This window comes from Paenibacillus sp. SEL1, from assembly GCF_054602535.1.
Map to the genome: position 1 here is coordinate 2,582,836 of NZ_CM137723.1, position 24,503 is coordinate 2,607,338.

The window sequence follows — 24,503 nt, forward strand, 5'->3', positions numbered from 1 at the left end:
AAAATGTACACGGTGTGCCACTCCGCAAACGGAGGACACTTTGAAATTTAGAATAGAAAGGAACATAAAAATGAAAACGCATACTTTTAAAAAGAAAGCTCAAGCACTGATCTTGCTTCTCGCGGCCTTTGCCCTGGTTTTGGCAGGTTGTAACAGCAGTGGCGGACAAAACGCAGGTAAAGAGGAAGTGAAGGAAAAAACAATTCACATTTTTCAGTTTAAGGTAGAGATTGCAGAAGCGCTGAATCGCATGAAAGCGGAATACGAAGCGTCTCATCCAGGGATCAAGCTCGATATTCAGACCGTGGGCGGGGGCAGTGACTATGGAGCGGCGTTAAAGGCGAAGTTCGCCTCCGGGGAGCAGCCGGATATTTTTAACGTAGGAGGTTACCGCGAGCTGGATACGTGGCTGGAATATTTGGAGGACCTGTCTGACCAGCCTTGGGTTGGCGATGTGGTCGATGTCGCCAAAGAACCGATGACCAAAGACGGCAAACTGTATGGCCAGCCGATGAATCTGGAGGGGTACGGCTTTATTTATAACAAGGATTTGTTCAAGAAGGCGGGGATTACGGAGACCCCTAAAACATTGTCCGAACTGGAGGGAGCTGCGCAAAAGCTCCAAGCCGCTGGGATTACTCCATTTTCTAATGGATATCAGGAGTTTTGGGTGCTGGGCAATCATTTGCTGAACGTGGCATTTGCCAATCAGCCGGATCCTTCGGCCTTCGTGAAAGGACTAAATGATGGAACAGCAAAGATTCCGGGCAACGCTGTATTCGCCGAGTGGATTAAGCTGTTCGACCTGACAATGAAGTATGGCAATTCGAAGCCGCTCACGACCGATTACAACACGCAGGTAACGAACTTCGCCACTGGAAAGGCTGCCATGATGCAGCAAGGGAACTGGACTCAGGTCCAAATTGACGGTATTAATCCGAAGCTGAATTTGGGTATTTTACCTATGCCGATTGGTGAAGACGCAACAGCCGGAGATAAGCTGTTTGTAGGTGTCGCCAACAACTGGGTGGTTAATAAAAATTCGACTGTCAAACCCGAGGCGAAGGAGTTCTTAAACTGGATGGTGACATCCGAGCAGGGTAAAAAGTATATCACCAAGGAATTCAAGTTTATTCCAGCATTCAAGAGCATCGAAGGGGCAGAGGCTGATATGGGCCAACTGGGTGCGGAAGTGGTGAAATACAGTAAGGAAAACAAACTGTTGGGCTGGTTCTTTAGCCGCTATCCTGAAGGAGCACAGCAAGAATTCGGAAGTCAGATGCAAGCTTATGTGGCAGGTAAATCGGATGCCGGGAAGCTATTCGAGGATTTCCAGAGAACATGGGATAATTTGAAGACCAAATAATGAACAAAAGCACGCGATAAAGCCTTCATATTTCAGGGAGATTGCATGATCCTGAAATATGAAGGCTTTTCTGTAAACAAAATTATAAATGGTAATGGAGCAGAGCGATATCCCCGCGGCGTTCTATTTCTTTGAGCTTAAATGTACTTGGTAGCGTTCCTTCTGGGAATAACGGTATTCCTTGTCCAAGCACCTTGGGAATGATCGCAATGATAGCCTTCTCCAGCAGTCCAGCTTGTAAGAAGGCCTGAACTAACTGGCCTCCACCGACTAGCCATACCGCACCTTCCGATTGTTCTTGTAGACGTGGAACCAGTTCAGTCAGAGCTTCGTCCGTAAATGTAACATGTGGCGCTTGCTGTTGTTCCGTTAATGCTCGTGTGAGCACATAGCATGGCTTGCCAGCATAAGGGAAATCATTTGAGAGCTTCAACACTTCCTCATACGTCAGCCTGCCCATCAGCACTGTACCTACGGTGTCGTAAAAGTCGGCATATCCATTGTCCCCGCCATCCCCTTTAACATCATACAGCCAGTCCACCGAACCGTCCGGCAAAGCTATATACCCGTCGAGACTCATGGCAATATACAGCACAACTGCGTTTGATTTCAAATCTTCCATAGTTCATTCACTCCTTTCTATTTCCTAATGTTACAATGTATTTATGACATAGTATGTCGTAGTTAAAACGGTCATTTAAAATTAATTTTGGATTCGAGGGGTACCTTATGAACGAACGCAGAATTGCTCTTATGAGGATACTGGATTCCCGAAAAAAATATACGGCGCGTGAGCTAGCTGAACGTTTTGGTGTCTCTGTCAGGACAATACAAAGAGATCTCGACTATTTGCAGCAGACCGGGTTACCCCTTTATACCGAAATGGGTCCTCATGGCGGGTATCGGGCACTCCCCAATCGGCTTCTTCCTCCCCTTCATCTTGCTCGCGACGAGGCTCTGGGTCTTTTCCTCATGCTGCAACTGTTGGAGAACATTCCAGATATCCCTTTTGGCTCGGTTCGTGGACATTTATCCGAGCACTATTATGCCGAGCTTCCACAGGATGTGCAGGACAGTATTGATCAATTAAAGGAGTACATTTCTTTTCGTATGCTACCCACTCACGCAGAGTCACCCTACACCTCAATCATTTTGGAGGCTGCGCTGAATAAGCGCCGGGTGAACATGTTTTACCGCTCCGCTTCCGGTGAAAAGTGGACTGAAGTATATCCGATTGGACTGTATTTTGATCACGGATATTGGTACATGCCAGCGCATAGCAGAGACCGCATCATTCTGTACCGTTCAGATCGGGTGATTACAATAACGATGCTGGACGAAACCTTGGACAGCCTTCCCTCACTTCAGGAATGGTTGGCTTCGGAGGATTCCCGTATAGGAATTCCGTCCAAAATAAAATTTACCGCATTGGGTGCCAGGCTTGCTGGATCAGATGCCCTCTTCCAAAATGTGTCCCATCAAGAAGGGCAGGATCAGGAATGGCAGGGATATATTCCGGTCGAAGAGTTTAGATATGTGTCCCGACTTTTGCTAAAATACGGGCCAGAGGCCGAGGTCATATATCCGAAAGAGCTGCGGATGAGGGTCAAGGAATTGCTGCAAGACAGCCTGCATCCTTATCTGAAGGAGGATGACGAATAGGAGAGAGTATCCATAGCCATTTCCATGGCTTTTCGGACTCCCCCTTTTTATAGTTAATCACATGAATATTTAAGGTTATTAACTTATGACTTTCCATTTATTTTTGTGATAAAGTTTTGAAAAGAGCCCGTTTTCGTATATGATGAAGAGTAATAATTCAAAAGGCTGGACGGGAGACAGATATGAATCAACCGCTTTATGGAATATGGCTCGGAGATGTGTTTTTTTGCTTTTCTGGTGAGACGTCGGAACCACGTATCGATGCGTGGAGCAGTGTAATCCGCAGGCTGACGCTAAAGGGAGACCTTCGGCCGTTTCGGCAGGCTGCGTTGCGTCTTGCTGAGGTACGGATACCGAACACTGCTCGTGTGGAAACCGCGGGCAGAGGTGGCAAAAGACGTTCCATGTTGGGGCGTACATTGGAGGGTTTGGCGCTGGAACCGCGCGAGACGATGGCACTGCTGACCCGCATGGACGAGAAGGGCTGTGCGGCATCGGGCATTACGCTGGGCGAGGAAATGCAATATTGGCAAAAAGCCGCTTATTTTGCGCTAGAGCTGATGCAACGGGGCGAAATTGCGCCATCGCTTACAGAGGCGCGTCCATCGGGACCGCGTCGTCGTGGTCCGGAAGCGGCTGTCGGGGTGTGGATTCCTCGACTGTGTCAAGAGGAGGACATACGCCGCTTTCATGAGCTGGCTGCTGCGATGCCAGCTGTTTGTATGGCAGCTCCGGCCGTTTTTGCGGGTAAGGAGCCTGAAACACGCGAGGATGCAGCCGGAATCGTGCTGTACTCCTTCTTGTGTGCGGTCATCCATGCGGAAACGACCGCGGTGCTGGCAGCATCAGACCGTGAGCTGGGTCGATATCGCGCAGAGTATCGGCGCGGAGGATCGCCGCTGGCAGAGCTGTGGTGGAACAGTCTACTGACAGGTTCCCGCCCGGTGGCGATTCAGGGAACGCCCGCGGAGATGGAGGAGCTGGTGCTTCAAGCGTCCTCTCTTGAGGGAAGCGCAATGCCTGTCACGGAACGGGAAGACAAGGAACCGATAGAAGGGCAACTGCGGTTGTGCCTTCGTTTGGAGCCTTCCCTGGAAGAAAGTGTCAAGGATTGGCGCATTACCTTTTGGGCAGAAAGCGATGCTGAGCCGGGGTTGCGACTGCCTGTTCTGGCACTGTGGGCGCATCCTGAACGTGATCTGGTTCGAGGCGGAATTGTATATCGTCAAGTGCAGACGCAACTGCTAATGAGGCTCGGACAGGCGGCTGAAGCAGCACCTATATTGCAAGAAGCGTTGAATCGTCCTTATCCCGAGGGGCTTACACTGGAGCCAGAGTTGTTCTTCCGCTTCCTGACGGAAGCCGTTCCTGCACTACAAAAGAACGGTATCACCGTGCAAATGCCTTCACGCTGGAGCCGGGAGGGCCGAAGACGTGCAGGCTTGCGGCTCAAAATGCGTTCGACAGAGCAGGGTGCCAAGCCAGATGGTGTGATTGCCGATACATCGTCTGTCGGCATTAACCGCATGATTTCGTTTGATGCCGAGGCTGTGCTGGGTGATACGACTTTGACGATGGAGGAACTGGAAAGCATCGTCGCGGCCAATTTGCCGTATGTACGTCTCGGAGGGGAATGGATCGAGGTCGATCCCAAGGAAATCCGTCAGGTGCTGCGCTTTATCAAGCGCGGGGAAAACGGTGAGATGAGCTTGTCCGAATGGATGCATCTGGCTGCAGAAAATGAAAGTGCAGGCGAGGCCTCATGGAAAGGCTTGTCCATCTTTGGCGCGGAATCCGCCGGATTGCTTGCGTCTTTGGCTGAGGGCGGCGTACTCCGTTCGGTGGAGCCGCGGCCTGTGCCGGAGACACTGCACGGCGCATTACGGCCCTATCAAGAGCGCGGCTTTCAATGGCTGGCTGCGATGCGTGGATTGGGCTTTGGCGTCTGCCTTGCGGACGACATGGGGCTTGGTAAAACGATTCAGGTCATCACCTGCCTACTCGACGGTGGCATCGGCGCAGATGATCAACGTCCGGCGTTGATCATCTGTCCGACGTCCTTGCTCGGCAACTGGCAGCGCGAGCTGAAGCGCTTTTCACCGGATTTGTCACTGTATATTCACCATGGCAACCAGCGACTCCACGGTGAGCTGTTTCAGGAAAGTGTACGTGAGTATGATATCGTCCTCACTACCTATCATTTGGCGGGCCGGGACGGCAGCGATTTATCTGCGGTATACTGGTCCTCCATCGTGTTGGATGAGGCGCAATATATAAAAAATGCACGAACAAAGCAAGCACAAAGCGTCATGAAGCTGTCTGCTCCACACCGGATTGCCATGACAGGTACTCCGGTAGAAAATCGGCTGAGCGAGCTGTGGTCTATTTTTCAATTCCTGAATCCAGGTTACCTCGGTACGGCGTCTTCGTTCCGCCAGCGTTACAGTCTGGCGGGAGAAGAGCGGGGGTCCGCGTTGCGCGAGCTTCATCGCCTCGTCTCCCCGTTCATGCTGCGTCGACTCAAAAGCGACCCAGATATACGCAAGGATTTGCCAGAGAAGCTGGAGTTGAAATCCTACTGTGTACTGACACCAGAGCAGGCCGGATTGTATCGGGGCGTGGTGGATCAATTATTGGGAACACTGGATGGGCAGATCGGTATGGCTCGCAAAGGGCTTGTTCTGTCTTCACTGACCAAGTTGAAGCAGATTTGTGACCATCCGGGTCTGATCATTCCGGGCCGGGCTGATAGTGGTAAAACGGAAAACTCGGGCAAAATGGAGCGACTGCTGGAATTGGTAGAGACGATTCGCGAGAACGGCGAATCGGCGCTGATATTCACCCAATATGTGTCGATGGGAGAATTGCTGGTCTCTCGTTTGGCCAAAATCTTCGGGGAAGAGCCGTATTTTCTGCATGGAGGACTGGCGAAAACCAGACGAGATGAAATTGTTCACAACTTCCAGCAGGGAGAAGGCCCGAATATATTCGTACTTTCCCTGCGTGCAGGCGGCGTGGGTCTGAACCTGACACGTGCCAGCCATGTCATTCACTATGACCGCTGGTGGAATCCAGCAGTGGAAAATCAGGCGACGGACCGTGTATTCCGTATTGGTCAAAGCCGCAATGTACAAGTGCACAAGCTGATTTGCCAAGGTACACTGGAGGAGCGGATTGACGAGCTGATCGAGAGCAAAAAGGCACTTTCCGAGCAGGTTGTCGGCTCTGGTGAACATTGGCTCACCGAAATGTCTGATGATGAATTGCGTGGTCTGATTGCGTTGCAAAATGATGTATGGATTGAGTGAGCAGAGAAAGGATGAAGGCGATGACGAGGCCGCGAGTGAAGCTAAAAGTAACTGACGGTCAATGGATAGCGGAATTAGACAGAAATGGGTTGGAAGGCGAATCAACGGGGGTACCTTCCACACATGCTGTCCAATGGACTGGCCCCGCGCCTGTACTGAACCCCGAACAGCGAAAAGCATGGCTGGAGCAGCTAAAAGCAGATCCTTTGGACATCTACCGTTTTTTGCAAGGGGAAACCTGTCTATCGCTGGATGAGATCGTTCAGCTAGCAGCTGAGACAGCCACTTCTAGCACGGAGGATGGCGTGGGTGTAGTCGACGAGGTGAAGAAAGCTCTTCAAACCGGTCTGGAAAGCGAGCCGCAGACCTGTCTAGAACTGATCGGAATGACACGGGAAGAGCTGCTGGAGTACGTCTTCAGTGCTTGGGCCGGGGAGTTATCCCATGTGCAGGGGACATCCCCTACGCTTGAGTCTACCTCGCGGCCAGAGGGTGGACGCAGCGGATCGGCAGCGATTAGCGAATGGATTGCGGAGTCTGCCGCAGAAGGAGCATTGCATCGTCCCGGTGCGGGCTTTCATGCAATTGAGATTCGTCTGCCGCAGAAGCTTGCTCCTAAGAAGGAAGCGGATATTACAGATTTGCTGCCGGGTTTACCCCGTGCGGAAGAGGCATTGAAACTCATACGTGAACGGGTAGCCGAGCGGGCCCGAGCTGCAATCCCGCAAAAACGTCATACTCCGTAACAATTCGGGTATATACTTCCTTTTTCGAGTCTATTCGCCTTCATCGAACGGGATAATGGCTTCGAAGAGTGCCAAAAGTTCAGTTACAATGGGGAAACGGAAAAGTCACAGCAAGTCATGCATCAAATGCAATATTGGAGGAGATACCAGCATGAAACGACATATACAACAGACGCGAGCATTTAAGAGATGGACCAAAGCGCTCATTCCGGGGCTGATCCTGCCAGGGCTATTACTGTCAGCCTGCCAGCAGGGTGGATCAGGTGGACAGGAAAGCGAGCCGTTGAAGTCATCTACAGCGGTACAGGAGAATGTACAGCCTTCCGCCCAGCCGGATGCGGGCAATGGCAGCACTAGCGCTGGACAAGCCTCTGCGGGTACAGGAAGTGGACAGGCCGAACCTGTGATGGCGTTGCGAAGCCAGAATGCGCTGCAAGCCACGGTTAAGGAAGAGGATGGAACTGCGATTGTCACCAATGCGACTTCTGATACAGTCGTTGTGAACAAAAAGCGTAGCTTGCCTGTAGGCTATGTCCCCGATGACCTGGTGGAGCCGCAGGTGCCTTTTTCCTTCGAGGGACCGCATGAAAAACGGCATTTGCGTAAGGAAGCGGCAGAGGCACTGGAGAAGCTGTTCGACGGTGCGGAAAAAGACGGTATTGAGCTGCGTGCGGTATCGGGATACCGTTCCTATAAGCGTCAGGTATCTATTTTCAACAACAATGTAAAGACAAAGGGGCAGGAATATGCCTCTAAAGTTAGCGCTGTACCGGGTACGAGTGAGCATCAGACAGGTTTGTCCATTGATGTATCCAGTCCAAGCGTGGGTAATGTGCTGGAGCAGTCCTTCGGAGCTTCCAAGGAAGGCGAATGGCTGGAAAAACATGCACCGGAATACGGATTTATTATTCGTTATATGAAGGGTAAGGAAGATGTGACCGGCTATGTGTACGAGCCTTGGCATATCCGTTATGTGGGAATAGACATTGCGGAGGATGTAGCCAAGCAGGGGATGACGCTGGAGGAATATTTCGACGAGAACAATATCAAGCTGTAGCAGTGAAAACCAAGCCGTAATCCTAGGGATTGCGGCTTTTTGTCGTATTTTTCTTCCAAATTGAACCTTTTCAAGGTAGAATCTCGTATAGTGAACGACGACATAAGCGCTTTGATTTGTTGCAAACCTCATGACAGAAGCGTACAGGAAGGGAAGGGAATCATCATTTATTATTCATTAACGTATCGCGAATGGTCGGAAGACACTCAAAAGGAACTGCGCAGCCTGACACGGGAATCCGTATCGGGAGATGAGCTGTTTCTACGCAAGCTTGTAGACGCTACGCGTCTCCATGACAAACTATGGTCGCATATATCGAATGAAAGTGAGGAACATACGGATCATTCCGTCTATGTGACTGAATTTACAGGGGAACGTGCAAAGCCTTACGGTGCGTCCATCACAGACCTCGTGCTTGCCAGTGAGGGAGGTTACACTTCCACATACAGTGCAATGTACTGGATATGGCATGAACCTGCATTCCGTAGTATGGATCAGCGGGAAGGTTCGGTATTTACTTTGGAGTTGGCCCAACGGCTATTAGATCACTATACAGTACTGGGTGGCAAAACATATGAATTTATATATTCGGTACTGGACCCTCAGCTGAAAAAGGTACATCTGTTTGTGAAGGAGGTCGATCTGTGATGGAGCATTCTTGGGAAAAGATGAAATCTAAGCCCGGCTCTCGTACACGGATGGCGGCTTTTGCCCTGATGTTGGCTGTCCCAGCTGCTCTGACGGGGTGCGGTGACGACGAGTATTATGACTGCGATGAGCTTCCTGTATCGGAACAAACGGCGTGTCGGGATTCAGGCAGCAGCGGGTATTACTATGGCGGATCGACTTATTATAGTGGAGGCTCCTCATACCATAGCAGTCGTTCATCTTCCAGCTCATACCGCAAAAGCTCATCCTCATCTTCCAGCTCACACAGCGGTTTTGGCAGCAGCGGCTCACGCAGCGGCTTTTTCTCTGGGGGTTAAGATGAGCATGCGTACGATTCGGCAATTGCCTTATGAACATGATGAGCTTTTTAAGGGTGAAATCAGCCGTATCATCCCGTATCACCGCATGTATGGCAAATCCTATTGCGTGCCGGCCTTAACGGTATATCGGGAAAGCGAGCTGGCAGAGCTTCAGGTTGCTTCTGAGGCGGTACATCGTATTTATCGCAAGGTTCAGCAATTCGTTCAGCGCTATATGCCGGATGAATACCTGGTGGAACGGTTGGGGATTCATCCGGGCTTGCTGCGTGCTGCACGTATGGAGGCCGAGCCGGATGGGATAACCCGCCAGGACTGGATTGTGGGGGAAGCGGGTATCAAGTGCATTGAGAATAACACCGATACCCCAACCGGGATTCCCGAGGTGGCTTATCTCGAAGGAAAGCTGCTGGAGATGCTGAGTAGGGATGGAATGTCGGAGGATGACAATGCACTACATGGACCCTCATCTGGAATGGACGAGGCGATTCAGTCTGCCTTGACGGAGCTCATTCATTTTTATAGTCGCAAGGGATTAGGGACAAAGGTGTATTTTGCTTGCTATGACTGGCACATCGAGGATCAGACCAACACCAAATATATTATGCATTTATGTGAACAAGCCGGATTCGAAGTCGTTTATGCTCCTTTGGAAGAACTGGAGATTATCCCGAATGAAGGATTGTATCACCGGGGAGAGCAGATCCACATTCTCTATCGCCTGTATCCGCTGGAATATCTAATTGATGACCGGGAAGAGAATACGGGGCTTGAGGTGGGGCAGGCGCTAATGGATATCGTGGCAGACGGGAAAATAGGATTAATCAACCCGCCACAGCATATCATTACCCAAAGCAAAGGGTTCACCGCAACCGTGTGGTCACTGTATGAGCGCAATGAGCAGACACCAGAGTTCTGTGGCTTTCGTTTGTTTGACGATCGCGAGCTGGAGGTGATACGAACCTACCTGCTGCCTACGTATTTTGAGCCCTCGGTGTTTATGCAAAATAAAGAGCCTTATGTGGCCAAAGGTATATGGGGACGGGAGGGTAAAGGGACGCACTTGATTGAACATCCTCAATCCGAGGAGATGCTGAAAGGCGCCTTGGGAGCGGTTGAACCTGCGGAGACTGACACCCCTGATCTGCTTCACCAAGCTGACGCTCCACGAACGCCTGAGCAGGAGGAAGCCGCACATATTGCCGCTTATTACGAGGGACAGCCTAAGATTTATCAGCGGCTGTGGCCGATGCAGAGTGCAGAGGTACAGACCGACGAAGGATTATTTCATGGCTATGTGTTAACAGGTATATTCGTGATCGGGGGGCGTTTTGCGGGTGTCCTGCCGCGAATCGGTGAAAAGGTAACAGGTGATATGGCCTACTATTGCGCCGCCGTTGCCACCGCACTCTCCTAATCCGCACATTATATAAGCTGAATTAAAAAATGTACAATATTCGAACATATCTGTTCATTTTCACAAGTGAGGATTTGGCAAAATCCTGAAGTATCCTAAGGAGGAAGAAAATTGGACTCTTATATCAGTTTGGGCAACGCATTGGGCAATGTAGGTATCGGCCTGCTTATCCTATTTGCCATCTTAATCGTAGGTTATTTTGTGTTCAGCTTGCTGACACGTTATAACGATAATCAAGAAATCGCACGCGGCAATGAGGCGGCAGGCATCTATATGGGTGCAAAGCTGCTAGGTCTGTGTATCATCGTGGGGATGGTGTCGTACAGCAGTCATTCATGGCTCGAAATGCTGACCTGGTCGGCCGTAGGTATTGTAGTGCTGTGTCTGGTCTATGTGATTTTTGATCTGGTGACGCCGCGTACCAAGGTGTGCGAGGAAATTGCCAAAGGCAATGTGGCTTTGGCACAGCTGCTGCGCTCGATCATCGTCGGGGTGTCTTTTGTGGTAGGTACATTTTTGATGTAGTCGACATAGAGAAGGAATACCAAGGATCTGCAATACCGGACAACGGAGCTGCAGATCCTTTTTTATGGAACATTGTATTCCCTGCCCGGCATCAGACTGTTGAATTGAAGGTTGCAACGATCACTTCCTGTGGGGACTATTCTATAAAGCAACGGGTGATACTGCATAGCAAAAGGAATTTGCTACAGAGTTCAAACCAAATAGAAGAGAAGGGAATTCTGAACATATGAGTACCTCCACCTCCCCAACCAAACAAATTCGGATGGGTATCATTGGCCTGGGTCTTATTGCTGAATATCACATAAGATCACTGCACAGCATCTCGGGGGTATCTATTGTGGCCGTTAGTGATGTGAATCCCAATCGCCTTCAAGCCATCGGAGAACAATTGCAACTGCCTGCTTCCAAGCGGTACGCCCATTATGAAGCATTAATCCGTGACCCAGAGGTAGATGCGATTCTGTCGCTGACACCCAATGATGTGCATTTTGACATTATTCGTATTGCGCTGGAAGAACACAAAGCTGTACTTGCAGAAAAACCATTGACTCTCACATGGGAGGAAGCGGATCAGTTGAAAAAGCTATATACAGCGAATCCGGTGCCTTTGCTGGTTCACTATAAGCATCGTTACGGCGCGGCCTTCCAATATACCAAGCAACTGCTGGATGAGCAAAAGCTGGGCAAAATCTATAACATTCAATTTCGTTATCTAATGGATGCATTTGCGCCGTATCGTCAGCATCCGTATACATGGCGTCACAATTTAGCCAAGGCTGGTTCTGGAGTAGTGGGGGATACAGCCTCACATATCATTGATCTGGCCCGTTTTCTGGTGGGTGAATTTAAAAGTGTCGCAGCGCTGCTACATACCATTACACCCGAGCGGTTCGATCCGATCACGGGTCTGCCTGTAAAAGTGGATGTGGAAGATCTCGCTGCCTTTCATGGCATCGTAGGCGACAATACCGTAGGAACCTTTATCACTCATAAAAATGCCATTGGCATACGGCACGATATCGAAGTCGATATCTATGGAGAACTTGGTACGCTGCACGCCAGCCTCAATAACCCGGAAAGTATCCGCATTGTGCTGCGTGACCTGGAACACCCGGGTGCCGAATACGAGAGTTGGGCTGTCCCTGCAATCTATAATCATACGGCCTATGAAGATTTTGTTGAGCTGGCAAGGGGAAAGTCTGTGGATCGTGCTCCCTTATTCGAGGACGGCTACAAAAACCAGTGGGTACTTGAGAAAATACTGCAATCCTGGAAAGAGAATGGACGTTTAGTAGAAGTGTAGGGATGTGAGGGGAGTCGCTGAAATTCCAGCAATGACAAAGAGTATAAACATGCTGTGACCCGCAAGAGGGTTCCTTGGAAAGAGCAGCCATCTTGCGGTTTAGCAATTCAGTATATCTGTAAAGACATCTTTTTCATCATTTTTGTATCGCCACGCTTATATCACTTCAAATCAATCCTGCCTCAATCTTTTCAATAATGGTCAGCAAGAAGGATTCAGCTAAGCTGTTTTTCAAAATAGCTTGCTTGGCTTCCTCCAGTGTAAACCAATGTGCTTGATCTACCTCCGTACTAAGAACATCTAACTGATCGTCATTCACAATGGATACAAAATTCAGCATCAGTGTATTGCTTCGTTCAAAATACTCGCTGCGCATATATTGATACTCATCGACTTGTAATCCTACTTCTTCCTTAACTTCACGCACCAATGTCTGCTCGGCGGATTCCCCCTTGTTCACATAACCTGCCAATAAAATGAAGCCTTGAATATTGTACTGCTGTATGAGCAGCACCTTATCTCTCTGACTATTCAATACAGCGGTACTGATCGCAGTGCTGAATATCGGGAAACGAAAGACCTGGCATGTATGACAAAAGGGGATAGGGCCTTCGCCTTCACACTCCTTCACCATCAATTTTGTTCCGCATTCATAGCAATATTTCATGTAAGCTCCACCCTTGTATCCCATTTTTAAAATTGTAAATGTTGCTTTTAATGCTTGTTTGTACTGCAATACTCATCATCTTAATTCTGATCATTGTTCTGTCTACGGACGTTTTATTTCTTCTCTTGGTCTTTATCCCTTTTCTTGCTGCGTTCTTGCCCGTCTAGCCCCGATCAGCCGCCAGCCTGTTAACAATGCCGCCACAAGACAGATGGACGCGGACGTCATAAAGACTACATGCATGCCTGCCAGAAAAACTTCTGGATGACCCGGGACCAAGCCGGTGACCCGATAACCAGCCTCTTTACTCATAATATAAAAGAGGATCGATGTGGCCAAAGTGATCCCCACAACCATACCGACGTTGCGAACCAGCGAATTGACACTCCCGGCTGAGCCGAGCTGTGTGCGGGGTACTGTAGACATAATCAGCGAGTTGTTCGGCGATTGGAATAAACCACTGCCAATGCCCAGCATGGCAATCCACAGACCCACGAGCGGGATAGAGCTGCCTGCATGCAATTGGGCCAATCCAATTTGGGCAATGACCATAACGACCAGCCCGGCGAATGTAAGCAGTTCAGATCCGATTTTATCGGAAAGCGCACCGCTGAGAGGGGCCACAATAACCATCGAGATGGGGAGCAGCATCAGCAGGAACCCGGCATGAAAAGGCGACAAGTTCAGCATATTCTGCGCATAAAAGGGCGAAATGATGTTAAAGCAAAAGTTAGCGACGAACACCAGAAAAGCACACAAAATACTGAGCGAAAATAACGGATTTTTGAATAGCGCGAGCTGTAAGAGCGGCCCAGGACGACGAAGTTCCAACCTAATGAACATGGCAAAAGCAACTACAGCCACCACCAGCGAAGCAACGATACGTTTGTCGCCATACCCGACCTGCTGTCCCAGCAACAATCCGACGAACAAAGTGAGAATAAAAATAGCAAATACCAAGCTACCGGGAATGTCAATTTTATCTTTCACCTTGATCAAATCCTTCGGCAGAAGCTTCCAGCCAAGAAAGACAGCGACCAGCCCTACCGGTACATTGACCCAGAAAATGTACTGCCAGCCCAGCGACGAGACAATAATACCGCCCAAGCTTGGCCCGGCGATACTGCCCAGAGAAACGAAGGTTCCAATGAGGCCAAGTGCTTTGCCCCGTTCATTGGACGGGAAGATATCTGTCACGATCCCCTGGCTGTTCGCCATGGTCATAGACGCTCCAAATGCTTGAATAATACGGGAAATCAGCAGCATAGAAAGCGAAGAGCTAAGACCGCACATTAGGGAGCCGAGAATGAATACGATTGTGCCGATTTTGAATATTTTGATTTTACCGACGATATCTCCAAGCTTGCCAAAAAATAAGATAGCGGTACATATCGCCATTAAATAGGCGGTTGTCACCCATTCAATCTGTGCCACGGGTAAATGTAACGTGCGAGACAACACAGGAAGAGCGATATTGACGATGCTTCCATCCAATGTGGACATAAATGTAAACAGATTCAAAACAATTAAAATCAGCCAACGTTTCTTCTGGACTTCGATATTCTCTTGATAGGTTGTAGCCGTTGTAGCAGTTGAACTCATCATTACACCTCGTTATCGTTAACAATTTCTATTTAGTTGCACGCGCAACTAAATGAACGGTTCTAGTGTACAGCAAATTAGTTGCGCACGCAACAATATTGTTGTAAACTTTGCTTTGGTCCCAACTGGGGATTTGTCATTTTCAAGCCAATGAGGTGTATTTGATGAGAAAAAAACCGATTGGAAAGCTAATTTCCCACTTGTACCGTCGAAATCAAAAAATACTGTCCAAAAAACTGGGCCCTTACGGAATCGGCAGTGGAGGACAACACAGCTTTTTAAAGCTCATTTTGCAGCGACCGGGCATTACACAAGAGCAGTTGACGAATGAACTTAAATTTGACAAGGCAACCACGGCGCGCTCTGTGAAACAATTGGAGGAATCAGGCTATATTGAACGGAAAACGGACCCAAATGACCGCCGTTCCTATCTTGTATCTCCCACGGCCAAGGCGTTAGAGTTTGCCCCTGTCTTACAAGGAATATTGGACGAGCTCAATGTCAGCCTTGTCCATAAACTATCCGAAGAGGAAGAGGATCTTCTTATCGACTTACTGCAAAAGATTAGTATAGACCCTGACGAATAAACAAATAAAGAATTAGCCAGAGGATCGTGGCAGGTAAAAGAAAAAGCAGCCCTCACAGAGGATACTCTGTGAGAACTGCTTGATGCCACTCATTCAGTCCAAGCCAATTCCTTTGAACGCATTCATGACTAATTGTCGTACATAGGAATCGTCTAATGGATAACCAGTTACCAGCAATCGATAAAAAACGGGCCCATAAATGAGATCGATACATAATTCAATATCGAGATTTTCCTTCAATTCTCCGCGCTCTATTCCGCGCTCAATAAGAAGCCTGGCCTCAAGTCGCCGAGGGTGGAAATATCGGGTCCGGTATGCCTCTGACAATCCTGAATCAAGTTGCCCTTCGCCTATTAACTCCGTAATGATTTTACCCTCTCGGCTTATTAAGAACCGCACTAAATTCGTGGCATGAATGAGAATGTCATCTAATACACAACCCGTGTCGGGCACGGGCAATCTTGCTATGGTGGCTGACAGGAAACCATCCATTACTACTGCAGCTTTGTTAGGCCACCATTTATAAATGGTGGCTTTGCTAACTTTCGCTCGCTCAGCAATTTTTTCTACCGTAACCGCCCCAAAGCCTTGCTCCAACAGTAGATCATAGGAAGCGTTAAGGATAGATTTTTGCGTCTCGACATTACGTGGACGTCCTCTTTTGCTCTGCACTGGAATGCTCACCTTCTTAACAGATATAAGTAAACGCGAAAAATAAACTATACGTTCAGTATATCAAATATCATGTGAAATAAAAAAAGTTGATTTTGCCTATTTACAAAACTAAACGTTCAGTATATTATTTGATTATCGAATTAATGAACTATACGTTTAGTATTTAAATTAATGAGGAGGATTATTATGCAAAGAGAACAACAAGCCTTAAAAAGTAACCGTATCTCAAATTGGATGATGTTTTTGTTGGCAGCCGCATGCGGCCTTATTGTTGCCAACCTGTACTATGCTCAAACCCTTGTAGGACCTATTCACGTTGCTATGGGTCTTTCTTCTACAGCAGCGGGCTTCATTGTCACCTTAACTCAAATCGGTTATGTGGTGGGATTGTTATTTATCGTACCGCTCAGCGACATTATTGAAAATCGACGGCTCATGGTCATATCGCTAATCATCACAGTCTGTGCATTGGTTGTTGCCGCTTTTGCCACCAATGCCCCGTTGTTCCTGACCGCATCCTTATTCATTGGAATTGGATCTGTGGTAGCCCAAATACTGGTGCCGTACGCCACCTATTTAGCATCCGAAGAGCAGCGCGGCCGCGTTGTTGGGAATGTCATGAGCGGACTCTTGCTAGGCATTATGTTCGCACGGCCAGTAGCAAGCTTTATCACCAGCATTTGGGGATGGCAAGCCGTATTTATTTTGTCAGCCATTGTCTTGACGCTGTTGACGATTCTGCTCTCGCGAGCTCTTCCAGAGCGCAAGCCTGTGCCTACGGTATCTTACAGTAAATTAATTTTCTCGCTAGGCACTCTTTTAAAACAAACGCCTGCACTGCGCCGCCGTGCCCTGTATCAAGCCTGCCTATTTGGTGCCTTCAGCCTATTTTGGACTGTTGTTCCTCTACGTTTGGCGGATGATTTCGGAATGTCTCAACAAGGGATTGCATTGTTTGCTTTAGTAGGCGTAGGCGGTGCAGTAGCTGCCCCGATTGCCGGGAGATTGGCTGATAAAGGCTGGAGCAAAGGTTTAACCGGGTTAGCTATGATCATTGCAGCCTTGTCTTTTTTGCTCATCTATCTTTTTCAAAGTCATTCGACGGTTGCGCTCGTACTTCTCTTTATTTCAGCGATTACACTGGATATGGCTGTATCGGGAAACCTTGTACTTGGACAGCGTGTGATTTACTCCTTGGGAAGTGAAGCGAGAGGGCGTTTGAACGGATTATTCATGTCTATTTTTTTCATAGGCGGAGCGATTGGATCATCATTAGGCGGTTGGTCGTATGCGTTAGGAGGTTGGAATTTTAGTTCTCTGATTGGAGTCGTCCTGCCTGTGCTGGCTTTGCTGTACTTTTTCACTGAGAAAGAAACGAGTGGAGACGTGCGAAAGAAACAAACCACCTGATAGAGGTCGGCTTTAAGCTATGCCGTACGCAAAAATATAATGATTAAAATGGCTGTTCCCAAGAGAAAACAAAGGGGCGAGTAGAGCACAGTGTCCCACTTTGCAAAAACAGTTCCTTTCTTTCTCTTGAAGAACCCTACCCATTTGAAATCTCCTATATAACAGTGTTTTTAGAGCTGTGTAAATATGGGCACATGAGCTCCCTTAGCCAGCTGATGCATAGGAGGCATGAAATTACATAAACGCCCACTTGAAATACCTGCGAATTTGATCTATAATGCTGTAGCATATAGTGATATTCAAGGCATTGACCAAAGACATGATTTCCTTGAAGGGCCGTTCAGAGAGAAAAGACGAGGCTGAGAGCTTTTCCGGCAACCGCATGTGAAGTTACCCCTTTGTAGCCGTGACGTTGAACATGTAGCTGTGCAATCTGGCAGTAACATCAGTAAGCGCCTACCGCTTTATCCCCGTTAACGGATACCAATGGAGGGTCACGCATGTCGTGCATGAGCATGTTCCGATGAACATAAATGTACGCACAGGAGCGGGCCGAACTAGGGTGGAACCACGAGCTGAACGCACTCGTCCCTTGAGGGAGAGAGGCGTTTTTTTGCGTTCAATTTTGATATAGAACACAATTTGAAATGGAGGCTTTAATCGTGAGTATTCAAGTGAAATTGCCAGATGGGGCCGTACGCGAGTACGAGCAGGGCGTAACGATCGCCGACGTGGCGGGTTCGATCAGCTCCGGGCTGAAAAAGAACGCCGTAGCAGGTAAAGTGAACGGGAAGGCTGTAGATCTGAACACCGTTTTGGATCAGAACGTTGACCTTGAAATCATTACGCTGGACGGTGCAGATGGTCTGGAAATTTATCGCCACAGTACAGCGCATTTGCTTGCTCAGGCGCTCAAACGCATTTACGGTGAGAAAAACGTGAAACTGGGTATCGGTCCGGTCATCGACAGCGGCTTCTACTATGACATTGATATCGAAAATCCATTGTCTGTTGACGACTTGGCCAAAATCGAGAAGGAAATGACGAAGATCGCACAGGAAAATCTGCCGATTACACGTCGTGTGGTCAGCCGTGAGGAAGCCACTCGTATTTTTGGAGAGCTGGAAGATCCACTGAAGCTGGAACTGATTCGTGATTTGCCGGAAGAAGCGGAAATTACAATCTATGATCAAGGCGAATTTTTTGACCTGTGTCGTGGCCCGCATTTGCCATCTACTGGCCGCATCAAAGCTTTTAAACTGTTGAGTGTAGCGGGCGCATACTGGAGAGGCGATTCCAACAACAAGATGCTGCAACGTATCTACGGAACAGCATTCCCGAAAAAAGCACAACTGGATGAGCACCTGCATTTGCTGGAGGAAGCGAAAAAACGCGACCATCGCAAGCTGGGTAAAGAGCTGGAACTGTTCATGTTCTCCGAAGAAGCACCGGGCATGCCGTTCTACCTGCCTAAAGGTATGGTTGTCCGCACTGCATTGGAAGATTACTCCCGTGACATTCAACGTCTGCATGGCTATGAGGAAGTACGTACACCGCTGATGATGAACAACCGTCTGTGGGAACAATCGGGACACTATGAGCATTACAAGGAGAACATGTACTTCTCCGAAGTGGATGAAACTACATTTGCTCTGAAACCGATGAACTGCCCAGGGCATATGCTTGTGTTTAAAAATGAGCTTCACTCTTACCGCGATCTGCCAATTCGTATAGCCGAATTTGGACAAGTGCATCGCCATGAGCTGTCCGGCGCGTTGAACGGTATGATGCGTGTTCGTACATTCTGTCAGGATGATGCGCATATTTTCGTCACACCAGGTCAGATTGAACAAGAAATTACAGACGTAATTAAGCTGATTAACGAAATGTATAGTGTGTTTGGCTTTGACTTCACAGTGGAATTGTCCACACGTCCAGATGACTTTATGGGCGAGCCAGCACTGTGGGATCAAGCGGAACAAGCTCTGCAAAACGTGCTGGATCACCTGGGCATCAACTACCGTATTAATGCGGGAGATGGAGCATTTTACGGTCCGAAAATTGACTTCCACATTCTCGATGCGCTCAAACGCAGCTGGCAGTGCGGAACGATCCAATTGGACTTCCAAATGCCTGAAAAATTCGACCTCACTTATGTGGGCGAGGACAACCAGAAGCACCGTCCAGTCGTTATTCACCGTGCCATCTACGGTTCGATTGACCGCTTCATGGGCATCCTGACTGAGCATTTTACAGGTGCATTCCCATTGTGGTTGGCTCCTGTTCATGCGAAGCTGCTGCCTGTATCCGAGAACTATATCGAGACTGCTAATGAGATACAGGATGCGTTGCTGAAAGCAGGTCTGCGCGTCGAAGTGGATACTCGCAATGAGAAGCTTGGTTATAAAATCCGCGAGGCGCAATTGGAGAAGGTTCCATATATGTTCGTTATCGGGGAAAATGAAAAAACAACCGGTACTGTAGCGGTTCGTAAACGCGGCGAAGGCGATCTGGGATCACTCAGCATTGCGGACATCGTTGAGAAAATCAGCACAGAGATTCGCGAGAAACAGTAATATTTGATCGGAAAATGTGTAAAAGAGCCATCAAAACCATGATGAACGTGGTTTTGATGGCTCTTTTTTGTACCCAATACATAAGAGTCCAGCGTAAGACTGAACCATAGTTGTTGCAGACTCAACTGAATTCTTAAATTATCTTGTACACAAATACTTAGCAGGTTTGTGGCCGTGAAGTGGCGTGATCTACAGGGAGGGAGAGTGTCTTCAAGGACGTCTCTTCGGATTGTTTGGCCGGGGATTCTTCCGCATCCTGTTCCTCGCTAAGCGATAATATTTCGCCGCGCAACTTCAGCATTTTCTGATCCAGCTCGTAGGTTGCACGTGCAGCTTCGGTCAATCCATTAACGACATGTTCAGGCACTTTCTTATCGAACTTATAGTACAAAATATGCTCCATACTGGCCCAGAAATCCATAGCCAATGTGCGCAATTGAATTTCAACCTTGATCCAGCGTGTGCCTTCAAACAGGATCAGCGGAATTTCCACAATGACATGCAGGCTCTGGTAGCCGTTGGGCTTAGGATGGGCTATATAGTCCTTGACCTCCAGAATACGAATGTCTTCCCGTGTGTGAAGATGATCCATCAGACGATAAATATCTTTCACAAAAGCGCATACCACGCGCATTCCAGCGATATCATGAATTTCACGCAATATATTGTCCAAGGTGACTTCATGCCCTTTGCGCCGAACCTTTTCCACGATGCTGTGGGGTTCTTTGATCCGGGTTTTAATATGCTCAATCGGGCTAAAACCGTCTAACAGCTTCCATTCCGTCTGAATCAGCTTAATTTTATTCTTTAATTCCTCCAAAGCGAGCTGATAAAGGACGGGAATCTTTCTCCACTCCTCTAGTTGCTTGGCGTCGACACTGTTTTGATCCAGCTGTAGCTGAAATTCCTGCAAGGGTAATGGGACAGCATTCAGGTGCTTCCAATCCGGTTCATTCACAGAGCATTCTCCTAAATGAGGCTTATGATGTCCTCGATCTTTTTCGTAAAAATGCATTATCGTATACATTGTACACTATGTCAAAACCTACAGGCAAAGGAGAGACGATCAAAGAAAAAAGAAATACGACAAGAATTATAGTGGTAAAACCGAGTAATCCGATGTATAATTACAAAAATGCTGATTTGGAGCATTTAATTCTTTTGAAAAAATCACAAATGTAGAGTATCCATCATTAGATTAAAAATATAAATTACAGAAAAGAGGAAAAGAAAAATGGCAAAAGTAGAAAGTTTTCAATTAGATCACACGATTGTAAAGGCTCCTTATGTAAGAGCAGCGGGAGTAGAGCATGACGAAAAAGGAAGCACAGTACAAAAGTATGACTTGAGATTTTTGCAACCCAATGAAGATGCACTTCCTACAGCTGCTGTACATACGCTGGAGCACTTATTAGCAACGTACCTGAGAGATGAAATCAAAGGAATTATTGATATCTCTCCTATGGGATGCAGAACGGGGTTCTACTTGATTTTATGGAATGAACACGAGCCTGAGGAAATTGCACTCGCTTTGGAAAAAACCTTGAAAAGAATTCTGGAAACGACAGAGGTTCCGGCTGTTACTGCTTTGGAATGTGGGAACTACAAGGACCACTCTCTTTTTTCCGCGCAGGAATATGTGAAGATTGTATTGGAAGCTGGTATTAGCCGCGATCCTTTCGAAAGAGTACTTTAAAATCTATGATTTCGATTGACCTATCTCATCAGACAGCGGTAGTGACAGGCGGCAAGTCAGGCATAGGCAAGGGAATTGTAGAGCTTTTCATTCAAAGCGGAGCTAAAGTGATTTCTGCTGATATTTCTTATGAAGAGCCGTATAGAGTGGTCAATCCACAGTTGGTTGAAACGCAATTGGACATATCGAAACCGGATGATATCGAAAGATGGTGCGATCTACTAATCAGCGAAACGGGAGTTCCTGACATATTGGTGAACTGCGCAGGTACTTCTACGATGGATTATGTCATTGATAGTGAGTTGGCTGATTGGGAGAAAGTATTTTCGATCAATTCAACTGGGCTGTATGTAGCGTCCAAACGGTTTGCCCAGGAAATGGTGAATGCGCGCAAACCAGGACGAATTATCCAAATTGCTTCGCAGGCTGGAAAAAATGGATATCGGGCCATGGGCGGATATTGTGCATCCAAACATGCGGTTCTCGGCTTGACCAAGGTGATGGCCATTGAGCTTGCTCCGCATCAAATTTTGGTGAATGCGGTTTGTCCAGGTATCGTAGAAACACCGATGAAGCATCGTGAACGGATTGAAGGGGGCGTCATTCGCGGAATGACCGCTCAAGAAATATACGAAGAAGATTGTTCACAGGTACCTTTGGGGAGAACGGCTGAGGTGGAGGATGTTGCCAATGTGGTGCTGTTTCTGGCCAGTCCGCTCTCAGCATATATGACAGGACAAGCGATTAATGTTACAGGTGGAATGACGATGCACTAGCATACATGATCTGGGGGAAAACAACATGAAGAAATCGTTCGTTTTACTATTAGGGATTAGTTTATTATTGGTTGCTGCAGGATGCGGTAATAAAAGTTCAGACAGCAATGGCTCCAGCGCCGCTTCCGGTTCGGAAACGCAAAAAGTAGTCATCGGCTCCATGGGCTCTGACGCCCAGATCTGGAAGCATATTGCCCAGTCCCAGGCCGCCAAGGATGCCAAGCTGGACATTGAAGTGAAAGAAATTAACGGCGGAATCGAAACGAACAATGCGACCAAAGAAGGCGAAGTAGACGTGAATGCATTCCAATCGTGGGCGTACCTGGTTAGCTATAACAAAGAGAGCAAAGCTGATTTGAAGGCTATAGCCACAACCTACCTGGAGCCCATGGGGATTTATTCGCAAAAATTCAAAAGCATCGATGAAGTGACCGACGGGGCCCTGGTAGCTTTGGCAGATAACCCAGCCAATACGGCAAGAGGTTTAAAGTTATTGGAAGCATCCGGTTTGATTAAGCTTAAGGCTGACTTTAATGATGCCTTGGGTACAGTCAATGATATTACTAGCAATCCTAAAAACCTGAAATTTGAACTAATTGATGACAAAACAGGACCACGCGTGATTCAAGATGTAGGCTTGGTGCTGATTGGGAATACGATTGCTTTAGAAGGGGGTCTGAATGTACTGAAAGATTCCTTGTTCCATGAGGAGATCAGTCAGGCAACCAAAAATAATATTAACGTCCTGGTTACTTCATCTGATAAGGCGAATGACAAAGGGCTGCAAAAGTTAGCGGATCTCTATCATAACGAGGATACTCAAAAATACATTAAAGATGAATTTGGCGGCACTAAAGTAGAGGTTAAAGAGCCGGTTTCTTATTTGGAAGGACAAACTACAAAATAAACTTATGAGGTCAGCCAGTTTTTCTGGTTGACCTCTTTTGTTCGTAAGGGGCCTCGTAACGGTAGCCGGGTAGAAGTCATCTCTGCTCTTAGAGTCCACGCCGAATATGTGACGAACGTTGAGTTGATGTCTCCCATCTTCCACATGAGTCAGCGATTGTATTTTTAGTAATCGGCTTGAGTTTGAGTATGGGTTTCGGTTCGATAATGTTTGGGGGAGAGTCCCTTTACCTTTTTAAAAATTTTTGAGAAGAGTAAAGGGTCATTATAGCCGACTGAACGGGAAATATCACCGATCGAAAGTTCAGCGTTTCCCATCATTTCACATGCTCTGTTGATTCTATAGCGAACCAAATAATCCTGAATACTTGTGTTCACTTGTTGTTTGAATAACGAACATAAATAGCTTCGATTGAGTCCGATAAAATTTGCAATGTGCTCAATGGTAATTTTCTGAGCATAATTCATTTCGATAAAATCCTTCACTTTTTCCACGTAAATTTCCGATCGGCTTTCCTTTTGTTCGGGAGGTGTTACCGGACCGAATTCTATAAGCTCCGATATCATTAAGCAAAGCAGACCTGTCAGTCTGGTTTCCCGAGCTTTATGGCATTCACTTGATTCGTTCATTCGCTGCAAATACTGATGAATCAAATGGTCTCCTTCAAAGTTGAGGATTGGACGCGTCATCGTTAGACCTGCTTGCTTGAGGAGTGTTTCTGCCAGTGCCCCGTCAAATCCAAACCAGCAATAAGACCAAGGATTCACTACATCGGCTTGATAATAAGTAATGACCTGGGGGCAGATTAGAAACCACTGTCCTTTCCGCAAGCGATAACTGAACCCACTGACCTCGAAGGTACCTTCTCCGTCCAAAATATAATGAAGCAGATAGTGATCTCTTATCGCAGGTCCAAAAAAGTGACTCGGTATGCATTCCTCTATGCCAAACTGAGTTAGATACAATTCAGAATGCTGTTTACTACGCGGCAAATATTCTATCACGCTAAATCTCCTTATGTAAATTATCAAGCATTGTAACATAAATAGTGAGCACCATGCCATGTACTTCATATCTAAAATTAATATATCATTTCTATAGAACCTATTGCGAATATTATGAGGAGATTATCAAGCTTTACACCATGTGAACTTAGTTGATGGCTGTTACAAAAAGGTTCTTCTATGTACCTTTTTAGGTGCGGATTTCCGAGAGGTATGATCTAGAGGAAGGGGTT

General features: G+C 47.5%; 23 protein-coding genes. 16 read left to right on the forward strand and 7 right to left on the reverse strand.

The window, feature by feature from the left end; translation table 11 throughout:
- Positions 1–70: 70 nt before the first annotated feature.
- Positions 71–1,366: an ABC transporter substrate-binding protein gene (locus tag ACYCSE_RS11845; RefSeq protein ID WP_254326941.1), complete on the forward strand. Its 1,296-nt coding sequence runs from the start codon at positions 71–73 to the stop codon at positions 1,364–1,366.
- A gap of 82 nt (positions 1,367–1,448) precedes the next feature.
- Here the strand turns inward: ACYCSE_RS11845 and ACYCSE_RS11850 are convergent, their stop codons facing one another.
- On the reverse strand, positions 1,449–1,988 hold the full coding sequence (locus ACYCSE_RS11850) for a dihydrofolate reductase family protein (RefSeq protein WP_459702324.1): 540 nt from the start codon (positions 1,986–1,988) through the stop codon (positions 1,449–1,451).
- A 107-nt stretch (positions 1,989–2,095) separates the two neighbouring features.
- Between ACYCSE_RS11850 and ACYCSE_RS11855 the strand changes: the two genes are divergently transcribed.
- The 9 genes from ACYCSE_RS11855 to ACYCSE_RS11895 all read left to right on the forward strand — a co-directional run bounded on the left by ACYCSE_RS11855 (position 2,096) and on the right by ACYCSE_RS11895 (position 12,370).
- A complete protein-coding gene (locus tag ACYCSE_RS11855; protein ID WP_459702325.1) occupies positions 2,096–3,028 on the forward strand; it encodes a helix-turn-helix transcriptional regulator in 933 nt (310 codons plus the stop codon).
- A 182-nt stretch (positions 3,029–3,210) separates the two neighbouring features.
- A complete protein-coding gene (locus tag ACYCSE_RS11860; RefSeq protein ID WP_459702326.1) occupies positions 3,211–6,336 on the forward strand; it encodes a DEAD/DEAH box helicase in 3,126 nt (1,041 codons plus the stop codon).
- A 20-nt stretch (positions 6,337–6,356) separates the two neighbouring features.
- Positions 6,357–7,082: a phosphoribosylglycinamide synthetase gene (locus ACYCSE_RS11865; RefSeq protein ID WP_459702328.1), complete on the forward strand. Its 726-nt coding sequence runs from the start codon at positions 6,357–6,359 to the stop codon at positions 7,080–7,082.
- A 151-nt stretch (positions 7,083–7,233) separates the two neighbouring features.
- Positions 7,234–8,139 carry a M15 family metallopeptidase gene (locus ACYCSE_RS11870; RefSeq protein ID WP_459702329.1) on the forward strand — a complete coding sequence of 302 codons (906 nt, stop codon included), beginning with the start codon at positions 7,234–7,236 and terminating at the stop codon, positions 8,137–8,139.
- Positions 8,140–8,229: 90 nt separating this feature from the next.
- A complete protein-coding gene (locus ACYCSE_RS11875; protein WP_459702330.1) occupies positions 8,230–8,787 on the forward strand; it encodes a hypothetical protein in 558 nt (185 codons plus the stop codon).
- Positions 8,787–9,125 carry a hypothetical protein gene (locus tag ACYCSE_RS11880; RefSeq protein ID WP_023986799.1) on the forward strand — a complete coding sequence of 113 codons (339 nt, stop codon included), beginning with the start codon at positions 8,787–8,789 and terminating at the stop codon, positions 9,123–9,125. Before ACYCSE_RS11875 ends, ACYCSE_RS11880 begins: the two co-directional genes overlap by 1 nt.
- A 1-nt stretch (position 9,126) precedes the next feature.
- Entirely contained in the window at positions 9,127–10,542 is a 1,416-nt protein-coding gene (locus tag ACYCSE_RS11885; RefSeq protein WP_459702331.1) for a glutathionylspermidine synthase family protein, read from the forward strand.
- Positions 10,543–10,653: 111 nt separating this feature from the next.
- Positions 10,654–11,067: a DUF350 domain-containing protein gene (locus ACYCSE_RS11890; protein WP_165178869.1), complete on the forward strand. Its 414-nt coding sequence runs from the start codon at positions 10,654–10,656 to the stop codon at positions 11,065–11,067.
- Positions 11,068–11,293: 226 nt separating this feature from the next.
- Complete coding sequence (locus tag ACYCSE_RS11895) at positions 11,294–12,370, forward strand: Gfo/Idh/MocA family protein (RefSeq protein ID WP_459702332.1); 1,077 nt, start codon at positions 11,294–11,296, stop codon at positions 12,368–12,370.
- Between the two features lie 166 nt (positions 12,371–12,536).
- On the opposite strand, the gene ACYCSE_RS11900 is transcribed toward ACYCSE_RS11895, so the two are convergent.
- On the reverse strand, positions 12,537–13,037 hold the full coding sequence (locus ACYCSE_RS11900; protein ID WP_459702333.1) for an NAD(+) diphosphatase: 501 nt from the start codon (positions 13,035–13,037) through the stop codon (positions 12,537–12,539).
- 132 nt (positions 13,038–13,169) lie between these two features.
- Positions 13,170–14,639 (reverse strand): MFS transporter, encoded by a 1,470-nt coding sequence (locus ACYCSE_RS11905; RefSeq protein WP_459702505.1) that lies wholly within the window; start codon positions 14,637–14,639, stop codon positions 13,170–13,172.
- A gap of 164 nt (positions 14,640–14,803) precedes the next feature.
- On the opposite strand from ACYCSE_RS11905, the gene ACYCSE_RS11910 reads away from it, so the two are divergent.
- The gene (locus ACYCSE_RS11910; RefSeq protein ID WP_061829988.1) at positions 14,804–15,226 is read left to right on the forward strand and encodes a MarR family winged helix-turn-helix transcriptional regulator; all 423 of its coding nucleotides are present in this window, start codon (positions 14,804–14,806) and stop codon (positions 15,224–15,226) included.
- A gap of 93 nt (positions 15,227–15,319) precedes the next feature.
- On the opposite strand, the gene ACYCSE_RS11915 is transcribed toward ACYCSE_RS11910, so the two are convergent.
- A complete protein-coding gene (locus ACYCSE_RS11915; protein ID WP_459702334.1) occupies positions 15,320–15,898 on the reverse strand; it encodes a TetR/AcrR family transcriptional regulator in 579 nt (192 codons plus the stop codon).
- Positions 15,899–16,087: 189 nt separating this feature from the next.
- Here ACYCSE_RS11915 and ACYCSE_RS11920 point away from each other — a divergent pair, with 189 nt between their 5' ends.
- Positions 16,088–17,311, forward strand: a complete 1,224-nt coding sequence (locus ACYCSE_RS11920; protein WP_250267334.1) for an MFS transporter — start codon at positions 16,088–16,090, stop codon at positions 17,309–17,311.
- A gap of 17 nt (positions 17,312–17,328) precedes the next feature.
- Here the strand turns inward: ACYCSE_RS11920 and ACYCSE_RS11925 are convergent, their stop codons facing one another.
- Positions 17,329–17,469: a DUF3995 domain-containing protein gene (locus ACYCSE_RS11925; RefSeq protein WP_459702506.1), complete on the reverse strand. Its 141-nt coding sequence runs from the start codon at positions 17,467–17,469 to the stop codon at positions 17,329–17,331.
- 504 nt (positions 17,470–17,973) lie between these two features.
- Here ACYCSE_RS11925 and thrS point away from each other — a divergent pair.
- Positions 17,974–19,887: a threonine--tRNA ligase gene (thrS, locus tag ACYCSE_RS11930; RefSeq protein ID WP_013308583.1), complete on the forward strand. Its 1,914-nt coding sequence runs from the start codon at positions 17,974–17,976 to the stop codon at positions 19,885–19,887.
- A 157-nt stretch (positions 19,888–20,044) separates the two neighbouring features.
- Here thrS and ACYCSE_RS11935 read toward each other — a convergent pair whose 3' ends face one another.
- Positions 20,045–20,845: a GTP pyrophosphokinase gene (locus tag ACYCSE_RS11935; protein WP_459702336.1), complete on the reverse strand. Its 801-nt coding sequence runs from the start codon at positions 20,843–20,845 to the stop codon at positions 20,045–20,047.
- A gap of 276 nt (positions 20,846–21,121) precedes the next feature.
- Between ACYCSE_RS11935 and ACYCSE_RS11940 the strand changes: the two genes are divergently transcribed.
- The 3 genes from ACYCSE_RS11940 to ACYCSE_RS11950 are packed head-to-tail and all read left to right on the forward strand — an operon-like array spanning position 21,122 to position 23,266.
- Positions 21,122–21,583, forward strand: a complete 462-nt coding sequence (locus ACYCSE_RS11940) for an S-ribosylhomocysteine lyase (RefSeq protein WP_029515967.1) — start codon at positions 21,122–21,124, stop codon at positions 21,581–21,583.
- A gap of 5 nt (positions 21,584–21,588) precedes the next feature.
- Entirely contained in the window at positions 21,589–22,359 is a 771-nt protein-coding gene (locus ACYCSE_RS11945) for an SDR family NAD(P)-dependent oxidoreductase (RefSeq protein ID WP_459702338.1), read from the forward strand.
- Between the two features lie 25 nt (positions 22,360–22,384).
- On the forward strand, positions 22,385–23,266 hold the full coding sequence (locus ACYCSE_RS11950; RefSeq protein ID WP_013308586.1) for a MetQ/NlpA family ABC transporter substrate-binding protein: 882 nt from the start codon (positions 22,385–22,387) through the stop codon (positions 23,264–23,266).
- 164 nt (positions 23,267–23,430) lie between these two features.
- Here the strand turns inward: ACYCSE_RS11950 and ACYCSE_RS11955 are convergent, their stop codons facing one another.
- Positions 23,431–24,270 (reverse strand): AraC family ligand binding domain-containing protein, encoded by an 840-nt coding sequence (locus ACYCSE_RS11955; protein ID WP_459702339.1) that lies wholly within the window; start codon positions 24,268–24,270, stop codon positions 23,431–23,433.
- Positions 24,271–24,503 lie beyond the last annotated feature (233 nt).